The sequence below is a fragment of the Rhizobium sp. S96 genome (assembly GCF_030382195.1).
Taxonomy (GTDB): Bacteria; Pseudomonadota; Alphaproteobacteria; order Rhizobiales; family Rhizobiaceae; genus Rhizobium.
Genome location: NZ_JAUDRY010000006.1, coordinates 257,784 through 277,247 on the forward strand (window position 1 = coordinate 257,784; position 19,464 = coordinate 277,247).

Genomic DNA, 19,464 nt, shown 5'->3' on the forward strand with positions numbered 1-19,464 from the left:
ACGATGGCTCCAAGGATCAGGTGTTGAAAGACATCACGAAAGGCTTGCCGAACAGCCGTGCCCAGGCTTCTGTGCCGGCACGCTGGATGGCGATGATGGAGGTTTCTTTGGTCCACCAGCCATTCCCGATTGCTATGATGAGATCAGGATCATGAAGCATCGACTGCAGGATGGGCCAAATGACAGCTGCTCGTAGCAGATGAGTGGGGCCAAGCGCTGGCCGCCAACTGATACGATCGGGTTTGCAAAGAAGTCCGCTCGGGCTCCGCCGCTCCTTCCAATCAGAGGCAACCAGGGCTGCCACATGGAGCCAGGCACTGGCATGCGTTGGCGGCAGAGGATTTCGCTCTCAGTGGCCGAGATGCGAACCAGGACGTTGTCATAGCCTTCCGGATCGACGACAGCCGCGCCGGCGATGACGTCTAGATCAGTCCCGGCAAGCTGCAGCCTCCACAGGCGTTCGGCCGATGGCGTCCAAAACCCGAGAGCACTTTCAGCCAAAATCACTTGGGTGGTGTCTGTGCGACGCTGACGGCGCAGCGTTGCAACAAGGTCACTATGCCGAACAAGACTGTTATCTCGACCAAGACTATTTCCGAGCTGCAGGTCGACGCCTTGCCAGCCCCGCCCTATGTCGGGAGCGGTCCAGAATGCGGCGGACCAGAGCCAGAAGCCTACGAGGGCCATGGCTGCAGCCGGTCGATAGAGTGTCGTCATGATCGCGAGACCGGCTGCCATGCCCGCCAGTCCCGCCCAGCCCCATCCTGGAAAAAGTGCGCCGGCCGTCGTTATTGGATGCGCCCAACCGACAATCCCAAAAGGGGGGACCGCCATGAGGACCATCACGATCGTATATCGCAAGGCTTTCCACCCCCTTGACTGGGGCGACCACAGGGCGGCGTGGACGATAACGAAGCCGCTTGACGCGACGATCCACAAGATCAGTCCCGGCCAGATGTCCGATTGATAGAAGGCAGCCACGCCTTGTGGGAGACCACGCGACGCCGCCAGAAAATAGGACGCCGAAACGATACCAGCGGTGCGGCGACTGCGTGCGAGCGACCAGAGAGCGGGAAAGGCGATTGCTGCGGGAAGCGCCAGCACATGTCCGCTCCAAGCAAGGTATCCTGTCGCTACAGAAGCCATTGCGAGGGAAAGGGGTTGGAGCAAATCACGGCGCATATGTGAGCACCTGCTTTGCAAGGCCGAGGACGCCGGAGGCAGGGACCGGCCCGAAGTATCGCGAGTCCCGCGATCCGGGAAATGGCGAGTGGAGGAACAGGAAGCCGGCTGGAATCGTCCCTCCCGAAAAAGCGCGCTGCCGCCGCCCCGGGCCGTCCTGAGCCACGAGGTCGGAGTTCGCTATCTGCCGTCCATCGATCGTGACGGCCTCGGCGACATCGATGCGTTGACCGGCAACTGCCGCTACCGTCTTGATGAGGGGACCAAAGTTGCCCGGGCAAAGACCCGAACGCAGGTAGCCTCGTTTAACCCCCTCGGAAATCGCATCGGTCTGTGGCGGGCAACGAACACCATGTCGCCGACCTGAACCGGACGATCAAGGGGCGCGATACGCCAGAGACCGAGCGGCTGGCTAGGTGTGGTGTTGATCCGCAGTCCGCCAATAGTGCCGCCGAGGATCACCGCTAGGGCAGTGCCGCATGAGGCTGCGAGAAGAGCGAGGGCAGGGCGTCTCTGGTGCACTATGGCAGGGGTGGGTTTTTCGCGAGACGTCATTTCAGCGACAAACCTTTCGTTTGGGTTTGGCGCATGGTTTCCGCCTGTTTCAGCGCCACAGCTGTCCGTTCATGCGCGGCCAATTGCTGAACAGTCCGGATCGTGTCCCAAGCCGACCGCAGCTCTTGTCTCTGCGCTGGCTGCATACCCGCGGATGCTGTCTCGAACGCCTTCCCCTCCGCTGTCTTTGCCGCGAGCGGAAGGAAGGTTCTCTCTCCGAAGCGTTCCGACACCGCCTTGGCGAGACCTGCGAGCTCGGCCTTCACTTGTTTGTCGGCCAGGGCAAACTCAAGACCTGCGGGGATATCGTTTCGATCGATCGCATCGCGTACGCGCTCGAGCACCTGCTTTGCCGATGCGGAGAGTGCGGGAATATCGAGCGAGAGCTTGGCGCGGACCGCACGTTCCTCCTCTTCATAGCGGCTGCCTGCCTCGGCGCGTTTTGCAATGAAGTCCTGAAGATCGCGGGCAAGCGCTGGGGCGTTGAGGAGCGCTCTATGACGCGCCTGCTTGTCGGCACTGCCGGCAAAAAGTCCAGTCTTCCCCTTCAACGCACCGAAGCTTTCCGGCCGTTCTGCAATCCGCACAATCGCGGTTGCCGCCACTGTCCCATTCGCCAGCATCGCGTCAACATTGACCACCTTGAAGGCGGCCTGCGGATCCGCAAAGACGTGATGGAAGCGAGCGGAAACTAGCCTCCAGCTATCCTTCAGGCCAGCGTCGGCCGAGAGCCTGTCTTCGACCACCTGACTGATCGATCTGGGGAAGATCGTCGTGCCTGAGACCATCGGTTTTGGCTCCTTGATTGCAGGCAGTGTCGATGGGGTCGATCTCGCTCCGCCAAGGCCGAGCTTCACTGCGGCGGCGGCAAGGCGCGCGCCAAGCGCGGCGAGTTTCGATGATTGCCGAATGGTCCATTGGAGCCGATCGTGCGCGATGGTGCGGGCAACATTCATGAGATGGAGGCCGCGCGCCTCAGCGAACCGAAGCGCAGCGCGATAGTGCGAGGCGTCCTGATAGTCGAGCGTCGTTGCCTTCGATCCGGCACGCGCGAGCCGCTCATGAAGGCGGGCCATCGCCAACTCCTCGATCGAGACAACCTTCCAGGAATTCCGGTCGACCTCTGTTCCGTCGGGAAGCGTGACCCGCTGCGATCCGACGTGTTTCAGGCCGATGCGATCACCGATCTCGGCTTTCGATTCATTCATCGCTCGCGCGAGATCGACGCCCCAGACGGTGCGCTCCTGGCCATCAGAATGACCGAGCGTCACATAGTAGCTGCCCCGGTTGCCAGGCTTGTGCTCGTAGGGCGCTTCGCCATGGGCGATCAGCACGCCGCCACGCCGTTGCGCGAACTCTTCCAGCCCGACATAGAGCTCCGCCGTCTCGCGGTGGCGGGTCATCGCGACATAGGAGAGGTGCCGGTCCAGCGTGTTCGACGCCAGCACTTTGACGCGGTCGACGGTGGCGCCCTGGCTCTTGTGAACCGTAGTGGCGTAGCCGTGATCGACATTGGCGTAGAAGCGCTGTTCGATGACGACTTGGCGCCGATCGTCGCCATTCCCGATCTCAGCAACGATGCGCCCTGGCTGGGCCGCGACGACACGCGCCAACATGCCGTTCTTGACGCCGAGCGATCCTTCATTCTTCAGGAAGACGATCTGATCGCCGGCTGCAAACTGCCTCGTCCCGTCTTCGGTTTTGAACGCATGGCCGGCCTCGATCACGCCTCGCTCGACCAGCTTGCCGCGCGCCATCTCGTTCAACAGCCGCACATCGACACGGCGATGGGCGAGGATCAGGGTTGCCTTGGCCGGATCGTGTTCGCGGTCCCAGTCGGCGATCAAGGAGGTGATCGCCTCGTCCCTGGTCCAGGCGGTCCGCACCATATCGCGATCCGCATAGGCGTCGAGCGCAGCCGAGACGTTTCCGCGCGCCAGATCGAGCGAGGCATCGCGCATCCATTGTTCGCGCTGGCGGTAGATCGTCCCGAGTTCCGCATAGCCGATCCGCTCGGCAATGGCGCGGAAGGCAGCTCCGGCTTCGATCGGCTGAAGCTGTTCAGGATCCCCGACCAGGACGAGCTTCGCACCTGATGTCGTGACCGCATCGACGAAGCGCGCCATCTGGCGGGACGAGACCATGCCCGCCTCATCGAGGACGAAGACGCTCCTCTCATCAAGCCGGTCTCGCTGCTGATCCCATCGCAGCTCCCAGGCCGAAAGCGTGCGGGAGACAATGCCGGCATCCTTCTCCAGGCCTTCTGCCGCCTTGCCGGCAAGCGCGCCGCCGACGACCCGATATCCGGCCGCTTCCCAGGCTTCGCGCGCCGCCTTCATCATCGTCGTCTTACCGGCGCCGGCGCGACCGATCACGGCGGCAATCCGCTCCGGACCGGCAACATGTTCGATTGCAGCTTTCTGTTCGTCCGACAGGCGCTCATTTCGAGAAAACACGCCGCTCAATACTGCGGGTTTGACGGCATGGGAGGATCGCTGCGACAACCAGATCGCCTGATTGGCCATCTGTGCTTCAACGCGGATCAGCTCCCGCGTCGTGTACTTTGCCGCTGCCCTGACGCCGGTGATGAGATCCATACGCTCACGGTCGAGCCGTAGCGTCTGCGGGCTCTGCAGAATCCGCGCCATCAAGTTCTGGAAGAGCGCCGCATCGTCGATATAGCGATAAAGAACCTTGGCGACATCGCGTTCCTCGAAGACGCTTTTCTCGCGGGTGATGAGGTCGAGCACGATCTCCGGATTGCGCTGGATCCGCATGGCATTCTCCGCACGCCTATCTTCCTGCAGCTCCAGCCGCTCGAGCGCGACCTTCTCTTCCCCGCCGTCGCCTTTCCGTTCGATCGCCTTGGTCCCGACGCCGAGATGGATGGTCGGCGTCAGCTCGATGCCTTGCTTCTCGAAGGACCGCCCATCGACACGAATGTCCAGCCCGGCAAGCGCCAGATGCCGGTTCTGGATCGCAAACCATCCATCCCGAAAGGCATTGAAATCGTCGGCTCCGCCAGCCCAAAGCTCATAAACGATCTTGCCGGCATCGTTGCGAAGAGGATTGCCGTCAGGTCCCGAGACCGCAACCTTCTTGGCCCCGAACCCATCCTCGGTCAACGGCCGCAAGGTCGTCATCAGGTGGATGTGCGGATTGCCCGGGGCATCGTGAAACACCCAGTCGGCAACCATGCCCTTGGCGGTGATATGGCGCTCGACAAAATCACGGACGAGGGCGATGTTCTGATCGGCGGAAAGCTCGATCGGCAGGGCAATCGTCACATCCTTGGCGAGCTGTGCGTCACTCCGCTTCTCGAATCCCTCGACCTTGTTCCAAAAAGCCTCGGAGGCACCAGAGACCGAACGATCGGCAATCATCGCCTGCAGCCATTCCGGTGCGTCTTCGGGGATCACGAACTCCTCATACAGCAGCCCCTGCTTACTGGAGTAGTCGATCGTCCTGGCTTCCCGCTCGAACTCCATCTTCGCGCAGTGCCGATAGGCCGCCGACAGCAAAGCGCTGCGGCCAGAGCCGCGGGCAACGATGCTGACTGAGAAATGCGGAACGGCCACGAGTAGAACTCCCCCTTTACACAAATGATTCCAATCAGTTCGAAGATGACGGCGGCCCCGCTCGGCCGCTCTTCCGAGCACGTCGCGTCAGCGACGTATAATTGCGCCCTTCGGATCCGCTTCTTCGAAACGGCGGGATCATTCGCCAAAAGCTGGCGCTTTGGCGAGGTGCAACATTGCACCTTTCCAGCGGGAGAAAATTCGGGGCAGGGTTCGTCTTCATCGAACTATCAGCAACGAAGAAGCCACGCCCATGAAGAAGCCAACTGCCAAAATTCGGGAAGAAATTGCTCGCCTGCAGGAGAAGCTGAAGGAGGCGGAAACACGTGACGCCGAGCGCATCGGTCGGATCGCGATACGGGCAGGGCTCGGAGAGATCGAGACCGAAGAGGCCGACCTTCTGTCGGCATTCGAGGAGGTCGCCGGCCGGTTTCGCGAAGGAACGAAACCCGCCCAAGGACGCAAGCCTGCTGGAGACAGCGCGTGATGCCGGCCGAAAGTACGGCATCACGCTGACGATGATCTATCAGTCCATCGGCCAGCTCCGAGAAACCTATGGTGGGCGCGACGCGTCCAGCAAGTGGTTCGAGAGCGCCAGCTGGATCTCGTTTGCGTCAATCAACGATCCGGAGACAGCTGACTATATCTCGCGTCGGTGCGGCACGACCACGGTCGAAATCGACCAGGTCAGCCGCAGTTTCCAATCGCGCGGCTCATCGCGGTCACGCTCGAAACAGCTTGCCCCGCGCCAGTTGATCCAGCCCCACGAAGTCCTGCGCATGCGCGCTGACGAGCAGATCGTCTTCACGGCGGGCAATGCGCCGCTGTGATGCGGTCGCGCGATTTGGTTCCGTCGGCCGGACATGACGTCGTGCGTGCGGAAGAACAGGTTTCAGCAACGCGAAGCGGATGTCGACGAACCTGTTTCTCCCGAAACAATCTGAGCGCAGGAGGATCGTCGATGCGATATTGGGAAGCCTGCGAGGCACAGGTTACGGCAGACGAGGCCATCGAGGAATGCCGCATCCACGAAGTCGCGGCTGCGGTCCGCGGCGACGACAAGGCATTGGTCGATGAAGCCACCGGCGAGGTCATCGCCGATGCCGACGAAGAGGGTGAATATTATAGCGCGGATATCCTCGGCTATCTCAGGTACTGAAGGCTGCCGCATTGCCTGCGAGAGGATCGTGGTCCGAATGGGCGGAGACCGCTTGCGGGCTTCGTTTCCCTCGGCGAGTAGAGCCGTACGCCGAAGGCGGATCGCCCAACACCTCCCTCATGGAATGCTTCACCAGATTGAATCGATCACGCGACACCGATTCATAATTGTCGTTGGACCGCAGGCGCCGAAATGCTTTTCGGAACTCGATCCGACGACGGCCACCTCTCCGTGATGTCCTTTGAACACTCCGAAAAGCAGGGGGATGAAGCGAAACTGTTGACACCTGCGACGGCTCAGCGAAAAACTGCCTCGCCACTACAGGAGAGAGATATGGCCGACGAAACAAATGCAGTCGTGACCCCGGAAAGCGCAAGCACGGATACGGTATCGCCAGTCCCGGAGAAGAAACGCCGTGGCCCGCGTCCAAAGAGCGCAGCACTTGACGCAGCTTCAGAGATGAGTGCGGCGCCCGAGGACGAAAAGCCGGCCAAGAAACCGAGAGCAAAGCGAGCAAAGTCCGCGGCTAGTGCTGCCGAAACGAGTGCTGCGGTGAAGAAGCCACGCAAGGCGCGGACACCGGCGCCGACTGTTGCAGCGAAAGCGACAGCGAACGCAGGCGACGAGATGGCGGATCTCCTTAAGCTGGAAGAGGAAAATCGGAACCTCCGGAAGCAACTGGCCGATAAGCTGCGCGCTGAAAACGCCGATCTTCGTAAGCGCCTCGGCCACTCCTAAATTCCCTTAGGACGCGCGCTCGACCGGGCCGGTGAAATCCAGATTCGCTTTTGCTGAACATTCCCGGCGATAAGCAATTGTTGCCGGGGTAGTCGTCTCCAGTGACGATAGAGGAGGGTGCGCAACGAAGATGAAGTCTCCGTGGAAATTTCTCAGCGGCCTTGCCAGGCGACACGACAAGCAAGACGCGCCAGACGTCGACGTTGCGTCGAGCGATAGCGACAAGTCATCTCCTGTCGAGCAGGCCATAGGTCCAATCGAGCCTGAAGACGCCGCCGTCCTGAAGGAAACCGATCAGGGCGGAGCCGACAGCACGACAAGGGAAGAACCTCGGCGCGACGAGGTATTGGTTGCACCCGTTTCAGCGACCAAGCCCGAAGAAGTGGAGGCAGTTGAAAAGCATGCTTCCAAGGAGAGAGCCGCGATAAGAACGCGCGGCAATAAGGCCGTCCGCCATAGGCGGGCGGAGAGCACGAAAGTCGCTCCGCCGCCAGTGGCGACGCCAAGTGAAAGTGCCCATGAACTCGATGACGAGATCAACGAACTGCGAACGCAGCTGGCGAAGAAATTGGAACTGCAGAATGCCCAGTTGCGACGCATGCTGGCACGGTTTGAGAATTGACCCCGCGAGGGAATGGCGGGCAATGGAGCATCGGTTAGAGTTATCGGTAATCAATGCTGCATTGAAGGTACTTTGCAAGGAGTACGGTGTTGAGCGCGACAGAAAATGCGTCCTTCAAATTGCTGCCCTCCTGTGCGGCTTTCGCAAGAAGGTGTGTTCGCGAGGCGGAAGAATTGGCGCACAAGGCGCGACAGCAGTTCGGCATTAATTTTGGAATGGATCGCACCGGGGACGAAGAACCCATTTCGATTTAGTCCGTATTTCTCACCCGAGGGTGACGCGTAGGTCGTTGCTCGCGACTGTGCGAGGGGCAGGACACTAACGCTATATCCGCGGCCGCCAGCCCCTCTACGAATGGGCAGTCCGGCAAAGACCGCGCCCACCGATATGCCTCGCAATCGGGGACGTCTGCGCTCTTCTCCACATGGGAGTGTTGGTAGGCAGCGTTTTCTAACCTCGAGAGCCCTTTCGGCTTCCTGCGTTGCTTCCAGGAAGTTGAATGGTTTCCCCGAAAAGCGAACTGAATTCGTCGTTTGTGGACTTGCATTTGTCGTTATTAAAATATCTGTTCACGCCTCCTAAAACAGAGGAGTCAAACATTGGGCATACGGCAACGCGTGGGTTTGAAGTTCAAGGACGAGATCGAATTCTTGAAGGGATGGAAACGTGACCGTACCGCGGTCGGAGCAATCACGCCCACGTCTGCTGCGACAGCCCGAAAGATGGCCAGCGTTATACGACCGGACAGCGGACTTCCGGTTCTTGAACTCGGACCGGGAACGGGAGTGATCACCAAGGCAATTCTGAAGCGGAGCGTTCACCCCCGCGATCTCATTTCCATCGAGTATTCGCCGGAGTTCTGTCGCCACCTGCGCCATCAATTCCCGGAAGTCGACGTGAGATGCGGTGACGCCTTTGCGCTTGATCTTACGCTTGGAGCACAACGGCAGGCCAAGTTCGATGGCGTGATCTCGGCCATCCCGCTTCTTCACCTGCCGCCAGAAAAGCGGCTCTCGCTCGTGCTCGACCTGCTTGAGCGTGTTCCCGTCGGCAGGCCCGTCGTCCAGATAACCTATGGGCTGCTGTCCCCGGTCGTTGCGCTGCCTGCGGGATACGAAATCCGCCACCTCGCGTTCATGATGAGGAACATTCCTCCCGCACAGCTATGGACCTATACAAAGCGACCGGAGCGGAAGAATTGAAAGCGGAAAGTTGAAGGTGACGGGCGTTCGGAACCCACCGCTCGTATCCGCAACGTTCGCCCTCACTTCCGATTTCGGTGGGTGACCGACAGGCACGCTCGACAGCGAGTTCGACAGCTTTTATCTATAAATGATGACTGCTGCCACTGAAGACACAATCGCCAACCGGATCAGCCGCGTTCTCGCGGAGCGTATCATCACAGGTGCGCTCGAAGCTGGCAGCAAGCTCAGGCAAGACCACATCGCCGACGAATTCGACACCAGCCACGTTCCGGTGCGCGAAGCATTCCGGCGCCTTGAGGCTCAGGGCCTTGCGATTAGCGAAAGCCGCCGCGGCGTCCGCGTCGCCAGCTTTTCCAGGGCTGCGGTGGAAGAGGTTGCCCTCATGCGCTCGGTTCTGGAGGGACTGGCATTGCGCCACGCGGCGCCGCACCTGACGGCATCCATTCTGGACGAGGCAATGTCAGCCATGATCGCCGGTGATACCGCACCGGACGCGCGCACCTGGGATGAGGCAAACCGGCGTTTTCATCATCTGTTGCTGGCGCCATGCAAAATGCCGCGCCTGCTTACCACGATCGATGATCTGCAAATGGTGGGCTCGCGCTATGTGTTTTCAGCCTATGGCACGGACTGGACCCAGCGGATCGACTTCGATCATCATTCGATTCTCGACCATCTGCGAAAGGGCGAGGTCAACCAGGCCGTCGTCGTCCTGGAACGACATGTGCAGCGGATTGGTCCGATCCAGCGCTGATCCGGGTCTCGTGTAGAAAATCAGACGCCTAGTGCCCGAGGCCCTTCGCCGCACTCGCGGCTCAAAGAACTCGCCTCCAATTCGCGCCAAGATTGATTTTGAACCACCGATATTCCCCGGCTGGTTTGTTGCGCATCCTCTGCACGTTCATTTTTATAGATAATTATAGATTCTATCTATCATTAACGAAGAGGAGCATGGAATGGCGCAGGCAGACGCGGAGATAAAATCCAGAGTAAGCGAAGAAGCGGCCACTATTATCTATAATCTTCCATTCAACGATCTCCTTTTCCGCGCCCAGCAGGTTCATCGCGAGACCTTCGATCCAAACACCGTGCAGATGAGCCGTCTGCTATCCATCAAAACGGGCGGCTGCGCCGAGGACTGTGGCTACTGCAGCCAGTCGGCTCACTACCCGACGGGCCTCAAGGCTTCCAAGCTGATGGAGGTCAAAAAGGTGCTTGACGAGGCGCGCCAGGCTCGCGACGGCGGTGCGACACGCTACTGCATGGGTGCGGCGTGGCGCAGCCCGAAGGACCGCGACATGGACACGCTCGTCGCGATGGTTGAGGGCGTCAGGGCCCTTGGCATGGAAACCTGCATGACGCTTGGCATGCTCAACCCTGAGCAGTCCGCACGCCTCGCCGACGCCGGCCTCGATTATTACAACCACAACATCGACACCTCCGAACGGTACTACCCTGACATCATCACCACCCGCATTTTTGAAGATCGGCTGGAGACGCTCGTCAATGTCCGCGACGCGGGTATCAAGGTGTGCGCTGGGGGTATTATCGGCATGGGGGAGACTGTCGGCGACCGGATCTCCATGCTGGTCACGTTGGCCAATCTTCCCGCGCCACCTGAGAGCGTGCCAATAAACATGCTGATCCCGATCCCCGGATCGAAGCTCGCGAACGCCGCGCCGGTCGATCCGATCGACTTTGTGCGCACCATTGCCCTCGCTCGTATCCTGATGCCGAAGTCCCATGTCCGCCTGTCGGCCGGGCGTACTGATATGAGCGACGAGATGCAGGCGCTCTGTTTTTTTGCCGGAGCCAATTCGATCTTCGTGGGCGATACGCTCCTGACGGCTGACAATCCTGGCGAGGACAAGGATGCCATGCTGTTTCGACGCCTGGGTCTGCAGCCAATGGCTCTGGGGTCCCGCTCTTGAGCGCGGCGGCGCTCGCCCGGTTTGAGAAGACGCTCGCAGGCCTGCAGCGAAAGTCCCGCTTTCGCTCCCTCGTCGTGGGATCGGGCATCGATTTCGCCTCGAACGATTATCTCGGACTCGTCAATTCTCCCCGCCTAAAGGGGGCAATCACCGCGGCAATCAAGCGAGGCGTGCCCGTCGGCGCGGGTGGCTCGCGGCTGCTGCGCGGCAACCACATCGAACACGAGATGCTCGAAGCGGAGGCCGCGCAGTTTTTCGGCGCGGAGAGGGTGCTCTACTTCGCGAACGGCTATGCCGCGAACTCCGCGCTCTTTTCCACACTTCCACAGCGCGAGGACCTGATCGTCTACGATGCGCTGCTCCACGCAAGTGCGCTGGAGGGCATTCTCGCCAGCAAGGCCACGACATGTGCCGTGCCGCACAACGATGTCGGCGCCTTCGAACAGGCAATCCGGGATTGGCGCACGCGGGGTGGAAAGGGCGTGCCATGGATCGGCGTCGAAAGCCTCTATTCGATGGATGGCGATAGAGCGCCCTTGCGAGAACTGGCCGAACTTGCCCAACGATACGACGGCTTCCTTGTCGTCGATGAAGCGCATGCGACCGGCGTCTTTGGCAAAGATGGTCGAGGGCTTGCTGCCGATCTCGAGGTGAGAAGCAACATTCTGACGCTGCACACCTGCGGCAAGGCGCTCGGGGCCAGCGGTGCGCTGTTGGGTGGCCCCACCATCATGATCGACTACCTCGTCAACCGCGCCCGCAACTTCATCTACTCCACCGCGCCGTCGCCATTGACGGCCGCTGCTGTGCGCGAGGCGATCCGTATCGTTGCCGATGAGCCGGAGAGACGGACCCACTTGGATAGGCTCACCGGCTATGCAGGGGACCAACTGCAATCGCGGTTGGCCAAGATGCCAAGCGGCTCGCAGATCCTTCCTGTTGTGATCGGTGACAACGGACGCGCAGTTTCGATCGCCCGCCGGATGCAAGCCGAGGGGTTTGACATCCGTGCAATCCGCCCCCCCACCGTCCCCGAGGGGACGGCACGATTGCGGATCTCCATCACGCTGAATGTCGACGAGGAAAAAATTGCAGCGATGTTCGAACGGCTCTCAAAAGCACTGCAGGAACATGCACTATGACGGCTCGTTTTGTTATCAGCGGCACCGACACCGGAATCGGCAAGACCGTGTTCTCGGCGGCTCTCACCAACGCTTTGGGCGGCTATTACTGGAAACCTGTGCAATCCGGCCTCGATGAGGAAACGGATGCCGAAACTGTGGCCCGATTGGGGGCCGTGCCAGTAGAGCGCATCGTGCCTGAGGTATACAAGCTCGCAACCCCTGCCTCGCCACATCTCTCGGCCCGAATTGACGGAGTCTCAATCGACCCGCAACGGCTCGTGCCGCCGCAGGTCGACGGACCTCTCGTCATCGAAGGGGCAGGGGGCCTGATGGTTCCGCTCTCTGAGCGCCTGCTATTTGCCGATGTGTTCGCGCAGTGGAGAATCCCCGTCATCCTGTGCGCACGAACAGCGCTTGGCACGATTAATCACACGCTGTTGTCCATTGAAGCCATGCGGCATCGCGCGATCCCGATATTCGGCATCGCCTTCATCGGTGAGGAGAACCTGGAGACCGAGACGATCATCATCGAGTTGAGCGGTGTTCGGTCGCTCGGTCGATTGCCGCTCCTCGCGAGCCTGACGGCGACGGCTGTGAGCAAGGCCTTCCACGAGAATTTTGATCTCCCCACATTTTTGGAAGCCCGGCCATGACAAATCCGATCATCTGGCATCCGTTCACCCAGCATGCGCTGGAACCTCCCATGAAACGGATTGTCTCGACGGAGGGAGCCTATCTCTTCGACGAAGACGGCAATCGAATTCTCGACGCCATCTCGTCATGGTGGGTGATAACCCACGGCCATAGGCATCCTGTGATCATGCAGGCCATCCGCGATGCAACCGAGGCCTATGACCAAGTCATCTTTGCCGAATATTCCCATGAGCCCGCGGAACGCCTGGCCGAAGGGTTGGTTGCGGCTGCGCCACCTGGACTAAGACATGTCTTCTATTCCGACAGCGGCTCGACCTCCGTCGAGGTCGCTTTGAAGATGGCGCTCGGCTACTTCCACAACATCGGTGAGGCGCGAGACCGCATCGTCGTGATGGAGTACGGCTACCACGGGGATACGATCGGCACCATGTCCGCCGGTGAACGTGGCGTGTTCAACGCCGCCTATGCGCCACTGCTCTTCGGCGTCGACCGGATACCATTTCCCGAACCGGGGCTCGAGCAGCAGACGCTCGACGCCTTCGACGCCGTCTGCCGGAGAGGCAACGTCGCGGCCATCCTGCTCGAGCCGCTGGTTCTGGGTGCAGGCGGCATGAAGATTTACGCCCCTGACGTCCTCAGAGCTATCAGGCAAATCGCTGACCGGCATGGGTGCCTGGTCATCGCCGACGAGGTGATGACGGGATGGGGGCGAACGGGAACAATGTTTGCCTGCGAACAGGCAGGGGTTTCGCCGGACATATTGTGCACGTCGAAAGGATTGACCGGCGGCGCCCTGCCGCTGGCGGCAACACTTTGCACTTCCGATATTTTCAACGCACACCTGTCGACGGATCGGCGCAAGACGTTCTTCCATTCCAGCTCCTATACCGCGAACCCCATTGCCTGTGCCGCCGGTGTCGCGAACCTCCACGTGTGGAAGCATGAAGACGTCGGCGCACGTATCGAGGCGCTGGGAGAGCGCCATCGTGAGAGCTTGCAACGATTTGAGGGTGACGACCGGTTCTCCGGCGTCCGACAGGCGGGAACGATCGCAGCGCTCGACCTGAACGTGGCTGCCGGTGGCTATCTGGCCGATGTGGGTCCGCGCATGCGCAAGCTGTTTCGCGAGCGTGGTCTGCTCATCCGTCCGCTCGGTAATGTGATTTACCTCATGCCGCCCTATTGTGTCAGCGCTGCAGAGCTTACCCACGTCTATGATGCCATCGACGAGGTTGCCTCCATCATTCTCGGGAGGTCACGATGAGACCAGCCGCTTCCGCCCGCATGGCCGGGTTCGGGCACGCGGTGCCCGGTCGTTGTGTCTCCAATGCCGAAATCGAGACGACCTTGGGCCTCGAGCCAGGGTGGATAGAACGGCGGACAGGCATTCGCACCCGCTACTGGGCAAATGACGGCGATACTCTGAGCGGTCTCGCAGCAGAGGCTGGCCGAATGGCACTCAACAACTCGGGCGTTGCGTCGGATGATGTCGCCTTGACCCTGCTTGCGACCTCGACTCCGGATCATCTCCTTCCGCCCTCCGCACCACTGCTCGCCCATCACCTGGGCCTCAAGCGATCTGGCGCGATCGATCTTGCCGGCGCGTGCTCGGGCTTTCTCTACGCACTGACTTTGGCCGACGCCTTCGTGCGCCTGCATGGTCGCTCGGTCCTGGTGGTGGCGGCCAATATCTTGTCACGCCGTATCAATCCCAATGAACGTGCGACGGCCGTCCTGTTTGCCGATGCAGCAGGCGCTGTCGTACTGTCCCCATCCGATTATGGCGAAAGTGGACTGAGGTCGGTCGAACTCGCCGCCGATGGCAGCGGTTATGACCTGATCACCATTCCGGCCGGCGGTAGCAATCGACCGTTCACGAGTGAGATTCCTGGCGAGGAGTTTCTGATGTCAATGAAGGACGGGCGAGAGGTGTTTTCACGCGCCGTCGAAATGATGTCGCACTGTTCACGGCAGGCGCTTGCGAGGGCAGGACTGACAGCATCGCAACTCCACCGGTTTATTCCGCACCAGGCCAATAGCCGGATCTTCGATGCCATCTGTAGCGAGCTCGGCATTGAGCCATCGAGGACCGCGCGAACGATCGAGGCATTTGGGAATTCGTCAGCTGCGACGATCCCGCTCTCCCTGTCCGTCGCCAACTCGACAGAACCATTTGTTCGTGGTGAACAGTTGCTGCTTGCGGCAGCCGGTGCAGGGATGAGCGGCGGCGCCTGCCTATGGGTCACATGACCTACGAAGACGGGGGCCGGTTTGGCCGATGCACAGCAGACACCAAATCCTCGTCGCAATTCTTTACACGCCCCATGAAGTCGAACGAAGAAAGACAAGGTTGAGAACATGAGAAAACTCGTCGCCGGCAAACTGCATGGCATTTTTGTCACGGAAGCGAACCTCAACTATCATGGCTCAATTACGCTGGACCCGGATCATTGCGAGGAGGCAGGGATCCTGCCGATGGAATTCGTTGAAATCTGGAACAAGAATTCAGGTGCAAGAATTTCCACCTACGTCATCTTGGGAGAACGTGGCTTAAGGTGCTGCATCCTGAATGGAGCAGCGGCCAGAACCTGTCAGCCCGGCGACCAGATCATTGTTTGCAATTCGATCTATCTCGGGGAAGCGGAACTCACATCGCTGAAGCCGAGGATTTTGACCTTCGACGAAAACAACAATGTTCGCGACAGGCTTAGTTACTCGGTAGCCCAGGAACAGAACGGTCGCTACCAGTTCAGTATTCGCGACGAGAACAGCAATCTGCTTCCCATACCGGCATTGGTGTCGGACCGGTAGGGCAGAGCCCAACAGAAGCCGTGTCACGGGATCCGCACCTTATAATGTTCAAATGGCACGGTCGCCAAGAGGGCGGGCGGCTCCTGGCGCGAAGGTATCCTGATACCACATTTGTGGCATAAGACAATTTATGGAACTTTTACAGCTATATCAATTGAGAGGTGAAACGCTGCGCCCAACTACCCCTCCGCGCCATTCAAGAGGTGCTGGAGCGGAATGGTATCGAGTTCATTGCCGAAGACGGCCATGCAGGTGTTGGCGTGCGTTTCTCACAAGCCAAGAGCAACGGCGTTTAGAATCGAGTTGTTCCGGAGTTGTGCCTTCTGACTTGCGCTTGCGCGCGCCAGCGTTGAGGAATTCCCTCCTAGATTGTCGTGTAGAAATGCGCCGAAGCCAGTGCGGTGGCCCGGATTATCCGCATCGCAGTCTGGTATGACTTACGCCATCAAGCATTTTTCTTGCAAATATAGAAAATATGGATATTCTGGAAACTTCTCTCGGGGGTCGTTTCATGCGCCAGTTCACGACGGGTGACTTAAATAAACAGGTTGGTGACGTCACCGATGCTGCCAGCCGCGAGCCGGTCGTCCTGACGAAGCATAGGAAGCCGCGCTTTGTTCTTATGAGCTACGATCACTACGAGCGCCTGCGCACCGGCGGCGATAGTCGCAAAGTATATCGTGCGTCGGAAATGCCCGCTGATCATATAGACCTGTTTGAGGCGGAAATCGATCGTCTGGCGCGTGGCGAGGGCTACGGCGATGAGCCGTGAATTTCTCCCCGGCCAGATCATCACCTATCCGTATCTCTGGGCTTGGCAGAACGACCGCGGAGAAACAGAAGGACGCAAGTCGCGCCCGACGTGCGTCGTCGTCGCGGTCCGCAGCGCCAAGGACGGCCTCACGCACCTTGCTCTTCTCGCGGTCACGACGAAGCCGCCGCTTTCAGATCGAGTAGCCATTGAGGTTCCTATACGGAAGCACGCCGAGCAGGCTTGAGCGACCTGAAGCGCTGTTGGGTAATGATCGACGAGTACAATTACGATATCGCTGAGCGGTCGTGGTATATCGAGCCCGATGAAAACGTTATCGGCCGTTTCAGCAAAGCGTTCATGATGAAGATCGCAGCGTCGTTTGGCGAAGCCTCCAGAAAGTCGGGTCGCCGAATTAGCCGACTTGATTGATCTACCCGACAAGGATTCGGCAAGCAGGTGCGCTCAACTCAAGCAGATTTATTGGCCGTGATGGCGACGATGACCTTCGAATCCTTCATGCCGGCGAGGTGCTGGATCGCACCCGAGATGCCGCAGGCGATGTAGAGGTCGGGGGCAACCACTTTGCCGGTCTGCCCGACCTGCCAGTCGTTCGGGGCATAGCCGGCATCGACGGCGGCGCGGCTGGCGCCAACGGCGTCACCAAGCCTGTCGGCGACCGGCAGGATGACTTCCTGGAATTTCTCGGCCGAACCGAGAGCACGGCCGCCGGAGATGATGATCTTCGCTGACGTCAGTTCCGGACGGTCGGAGGCCGAGAGAGAAGAAGAAAGGGCTGCCGTCGAGATAACCTCGACGACAGCAGCTGGGCCTTGGGAGGCCTGGGAGAACGAAGCCGTACGCACGGTGATGACTTGTCTGGCATCGGTCGATTGGACCGTCTGGATGGTGTTGCCGGCATAGATCGGGCGCTTGAAGGTATCTGCCGAGACGACTTCGATAATCTCGGTTATCTACGGCAGTTGATCTGGAGTCGCAAATCAGCAAAAGCCGGGACAAATCACGGCCGCAAAGGTCACGGAAACCGCTGGTTTGAGGGCAGGAACCGCACGATAGATCTGACGCTGCAACTGACACGCTACCCCGGCCTCGATGATCGCATCACCATCCTGTGCGCCGCCGACGAGGTCGATGCCGGACGATTGGGAAAGCGCCATCTGCGCGTTATTAATGCGCGCACACACGACCATTGCTGAAAAGATCGCCTTCACGTTCGATCCGTTGGTCGTCCACATGCATAAGTAGCGCTCGGGCCTCTGATTGCGTTACACCGCAGTCTTGCGCGCCTCGTCGAGATAGATCTCGCGGAGGCGGGTCGCAATCTGGCCGGGGGCGCCCGTGCCGATCGTCGCGCCGTCGATCTCGACCACCGGCATCACGAAAGTCGATGCGCCAGTGATGAAGGCTTCGTCAGCGCTCTGAGCTTCTTCGACGGTGAAGTTTCGCTCGATCACTTCCATTTGCGCTTCCTTGGCGTAGCGCAGGAGACTGGCGCGGGTGATGCCATGCAAGATGTCGTTCGACAGCGCGCGCGTGATGATCTTGCGACCCTTGACGATATAAGCGTTGTTCGCGGTGCCCTCGGTCACATAGCCGTCCTGCACGAACCATCCGTCGTCAGCGCCAGCCGTTTTTGCCATCATCTTGGCCATCGACGGGTAGAGAAGTTGTACCGTCTTGATATCGCGACGGCCCCAGCGAATGTCGGGGATCGAGATCACCTTGATACCGGTCTTCGCCTTCGGCGCGTTCACAAGAGTGGGAACCGACTGCGTGAAGAGGACGACAGTGGGCTCGACCTCATCGGACGGGAAGGCAAAGTCGCGATCACCCGGGTTGCCGCGCGAAATCTGCAGATAGACGACACCCTCGTTCAGGTCATTTCTCGCGACGAGCTCCCGGTGTATGGCGAGCAGCGCATCGAAAGACAGCGGATGGCGAATGCCCAACTCCGCCAGCGAGCGCTCCAGCCGCGCGACGTGGCCGCCGAAATCCAGAAGCTTGCCGTCGACCACCGAGGTCACTTCGTAGACGGCGTCTGCAAAAACGAACCCGCGATCAAAGATCGAGATCTTCGCTTCGTCTTCGGGCAGATATTCCCCATTCAGATAGACAATTCGGCTCATGTGTACAGCACTCACTCCAGGTGTCTGGTCGATCGGATCAGGCGCGTTGCCGTGCCAAGTGTCAGTTCAACAGCGCGTCGCAGAAGATGGTCCCCATCTCCGGCAGCACATTCGGATAGTCCTCGCATATCCCCTTGCCCTGCGTCATCAGGCAAACGATGATCGGGGCCTTTCCTTCGACAGCAACACGTATCAGATCGTGTTTGTAGTACGAAGCCCGCGGATCGCCCGTCCACGAATTCTGCCCAGCTTTGCTCCACAGCCGGGCGTCAGCGAGCACGCCGCCACCGAGGAACTCCGCGACCTGGAAATGCGGTTGCTTCGCTTCCATACTGGCGCGATCGCGCAGGAGGATCGCCTGTGCCCTTTCACGCGCCTGGCCGGAGAGCGGAACCGTGCCGGCGAATATCTCATGGAACAGTCGTGCAGCCGCAAGCGGGGTCAGTGCATTCAGATATTCGCCCGAGCGGCCAGCATACTGAGCCTCGCGGCCATAGCGGATATCGTCCATGAGCTTCTGGGTAATGTTGCAGTTTTCGAATTCTGGCCAGCCAAGTTCATGGAAAAACTGGTTCAACCGCTCACGCTTCCGGCGCCATGTATCGAACTCCGGACCTTCCAGCAGCGTATCGCCTGTTGACCCGGTGATCAGATCGATCACGTAGTTCGTCCCCGTGTTCGACGACCACAGGATCATGTCACGCATCGCACGCGAGAGCTCCTCGTGATCGGTCACCCGGCCGGAGTCGATTGCATGCAGCACATGCACCAGATGAAAGGCCTTGACCAGGCTGCAGGGATAGCAACGCCAGTCACCGCGATAGGAATATCCGTCGGGCGTGTTGCCCGGACCATTTTCGCGCAGCGCGACGTAGCCGAAATTGTCGGCCGTAAGACCCCGATCTGCAAAGCGCTGGAGGAGCTCCGCGGTAATGCGTTCACAGCGGCCGGACCAATCGGCGTCGGATTTGAAAAACATCAAGAATACCTTCTGATAGACAAATGGG

At 59.8% G+C, this 19,464-nt stretch carries 17 protein-coding genes and 5 pseudogenes; 16 read left to right on the forward strand and 6 right to left on the reverse strand.

All coding sequences use genetic code 11. The features are described from left to right. Positions 1 to 16 precede the first annotated feature (16 nt). From QTL94_RS08855 to traA, 3 genes and pseudogenes are all read right to left on the reverse strand, one after another. A pseudogene (locus tag QTL94_RS08855) lies at positions 17 to 1,182 on the reverse strand (conjugal transfer protein TraB). Continuing rightward, positions 1,172 to 1,737: pseudogene (traF, locus tag QTL94_RS08860) on the reverse strand (conjugative transfer signal peptidase TraF). The pseudogenes QTL94_RS08855 and traF overlap by 11 nt, the downstream one beginning before the upstream one ends. Next, positions 1,734 to 5,315 carry a Ti-type conjugative transfer relaxase TraA gene (gene traA / locus QTL94_RS08865; RefSeq protein ID WP_289801263.1) on the reverse strand — a complete coding sequence of 1,194 codons (3,582 nt, stop codon included), beginning with the start codon at positions 5,313 to 5,315 and terminating at the stop codon, positions 1,734 to 1,736. The pseudogene traF and the gene traA overlap by 4 nt, the downstream one beginning before the upstream one ends. Positions 5,316 to 5,568: 253 nt before the next feature. Between traA and QTL94_RS08870 the strand changes: the two genes are divergently transcribed. From QTL94_RS08870 to QTL94_RS08940, 15 genes and pseudogenes are all read left to right on the forward strand, one after another. Further along, positions 5,569 to 5,802, forward strand: coding sequence for a TraC family protein (locus QTL94_RS08870; protein ID WP_065692660.1), 234 nt, complete (start codon positions 5,569 to 5,571; stop codon positions 5,800 to 5,802). Beyond that, a pseudogene (locus tag QTL94_RS08875) lies at positions 5,783 to 6,259 on the forward strand (type IV secretory system conjugative DNA transfer family protein); the annotation flags it as partial. The gene QTL94_RS08870 and the pseudogene QTL94_RS08875, both read left to right, overlap by 20 nt. A gap of 17 nt (positions 6,260 to 6,276) precedes the next feature. Continuing rightward, positions 6,277 to 6,474: a hypothetical protein gene (locus QTL94_RS08880; RefSeq protein ID WP_065692658.1), complete on the forward strand. Its 198-nt coding sequence runs from the start codon at positions 6,277 to 6,279 to the stop codon at positions 6,472 to 6,474. 333 nt (positions 6,475 to 6,807) lie between these two features. Further along, positions 6,808 to 7,212, forward strand: coding sequence for a hypothetical protein (locus QTL94_RS08885; RefSeq protein WP_065692657.1), 405 nt, complete (start codon positions 6,808 to 6,810; stop codon positions 7,210 to 7,212). Between the two features lie 130 nt (positions 7,213 to 7,342). After that, positions 7,343 to 7,834 carry a hypothetical protein gene (locus tag QTL94_RS08890; RefSeq protein ID WP_289801264.1) on the forward strand — a complete coding sequence of 164 codons (492 nt, stop codon included), beginning with the start codon at positions 7,343 to 7,345 and terminating at the stop codon, positions 7,832 to 7,834. A gap of 599 nt (positions 7,835 to 8,433) precedes the next feature. Next, a complete protein-coding gene (gene pmtA, locus QTL94_RS08895; protein ID WP_289801265.1) occupies positions 8,434 to 9,036 on the forward strand; it encodes a phospholipid N-methyltransferase PmtA in 603 nt (200 codons plus the stop codon). A gap of 133 nt (positions 9,037 to 9,169) precedes the next feature. Next, positions 9,170 to 9,793, forward strand: coding sequence for a GntR family transcriptional regulator (locus QTL94_RS08900; protein ID WP_065692973.1), 624 nt, complete (start codon positions 9,170 to 9,172; stop codon positions 9,791 to 9,793). Positions 9,794 to 9,995: 202 nt separating this feature from the next. Further along, positions 9,996 to 10,970 (forward strand): biotin synthase BioB, encoded by a 975-nt coding sequence (gene bioB, locus QTL94_RS08905; RefSeq protein WP_065692654.1) that lies wholly within the window; start codon positions 9,996 to 9,998, stop codon positions 10,968 to 10,970. Then, complete coding sequence (locus QTL94_RS08910; RefSeq protein ID WP_065692653.1) at positions 10,967 to 12,112, forward strand: 8-amino-7-oxononanoate synthase; 1,146 nt, start codon at positions 10,967 to 10,969, stop codon at positions 12,110 to 12,112. Before bioB ends, QTL94_RS08910 begins: the two co-directional genes overlap by 4 nt. Beyond that, positions 12,109 to 12,747, forward strand: a complete 639-nt coding sequence (bioD, locus tag QTL94_RS08915) for a dethiobiotin synthase (RefSeq protein WP_065692652.1) — start codon at positions 12,109 to 12,111, stop codon at positions 12,745 to 12,747. The genes QTL94_RS08910 and bioD overlap by 4 nt, the downstream gene beginning before the upstream one ends. Further along, positions 12,744 to 14,012 (forward strand): adenosylmethionine--8-amino-7-oxononanoate transaminase, encoded by a 1,269-nt coding sequence (locus QTL94_RS08920; RefSeq protein ID WP_289801266.1) that lies wholly within the window; start codon positions 12,744 to 12,746, stop codon positions 14,010 to 14,012. The genes bioD and QTL94_RS08920 overlap by 4 nt, the downstream gene beginning before the upstream one ends. After that, positions 14,009 to 14,998 (forward strand): 3-oxopimeloyl-[acyl-carrier-protein] synthase BioZ, encoded by a 990-nt coding sequence (bioZ, locus tag QTL94_RS08925; protein WP_289801267.1) that lies wholly within the window; start codon positions 14,009 to 14,011, stop codon positions 14,996 to 14,998. Before QTL94_RS08920 ends, bioZ begins: the two co-directional genes overlap by 4 nt. Positions 14,999 to 15,106: 108 nt before the next feature. After that, positions 15,107 to 15,559, forward strand: a complete 453-nt coding sequence (gene panD, locus QTL94_RS08930) for an aspartate 1-decarboxylase (RefSeq protein ID WP_289801268.1) — start codon at positions 15,107 to 15,109, stop codon at positions 15,557 to 15,559. Positions 15,560 to 16,070: 511 nt separating this feature from the next. Then, the gene (locus QTL94_RS08935; RefSeq protein WP_065692972.1) at positions 16,071 to 16,331 is read left to right on the forward strand and encodes a type II toxin-antitoxin system prevent-host-death family antitoxin; all 261 of its coding nucleotides are present in this window, start codon (positions 16,071 to 16,073) and stop codon (positions 16,329 to 16,331) included. After that, positions 16,321 to 16,742 (forward strand): annotated as a pseudogene (locus QTL94_RS08940) (hypothetical protein). Before QTL94_RS08935 ends, QTL94_RS08940 begins: the two are co-directional and overlap by 11 nt. 41 nt (positions 16,743 to 16,783) lie before the next feature. Here the strand turns inward: QTL94_RS08940 and QTL94_RS08945 are convergent. Continuing rightward, positions 16,784 to 17,284 (reverse strand): annotated as a pseudogene (locus QTL94_RS08945) (electron transfer flavoprotein subunit alpha/FixB family protein); the annotation flags it as partial. On the opposite strand from QTL94_RS08945, the gene QTL94_RS08950 reads away from it, so the two are divergent. Further along, complete coding sequence (locus QTL94_RS08950) at positions 17,186 to 17,527, forward strand: hypothetical protein (protein ID WP_141683991.1); 342 nt, start codon at positions 17,186 to 17,188, stop codon at positions 17,525 to 17,527. The pseudogene QTL94_RS08945 and the gene QTL94_RS08950 overlap by 99 nt on opposite strands. A gap of 69 nt (positions 17,528 to 17,596) precedes the next feature. Here QTL94_RS08950 and QTL94_RS08955 read toward each other — a convergent pair whose 3' ends face one another. Beyond that, complete coding sequence (locus tag QTL94_RS08955; protein WP_065692646.1) at positions 17,597 to 18,457, reverse strand: D-amino-acid transaminase; 861 nt, start codon at positions 18,455 to 18,457, stop codon at positions 17,597 to 17,599. 61 nt (positions 18,458 to 18,518) lie between these two features. Beyond that, complete coding sequence (locus tag QTL94_RS08960; RefSeq protein WP_065692645.1) at positions 18,519 to 19,436, reverse strand: serine hydrolase; 918 nt, start codon at positions 19,434 to 19,436, stop codon at positions 18,519 to 18,521. Positions 19,437 to 19,464 lie beyond the last annotated feature (28 nt).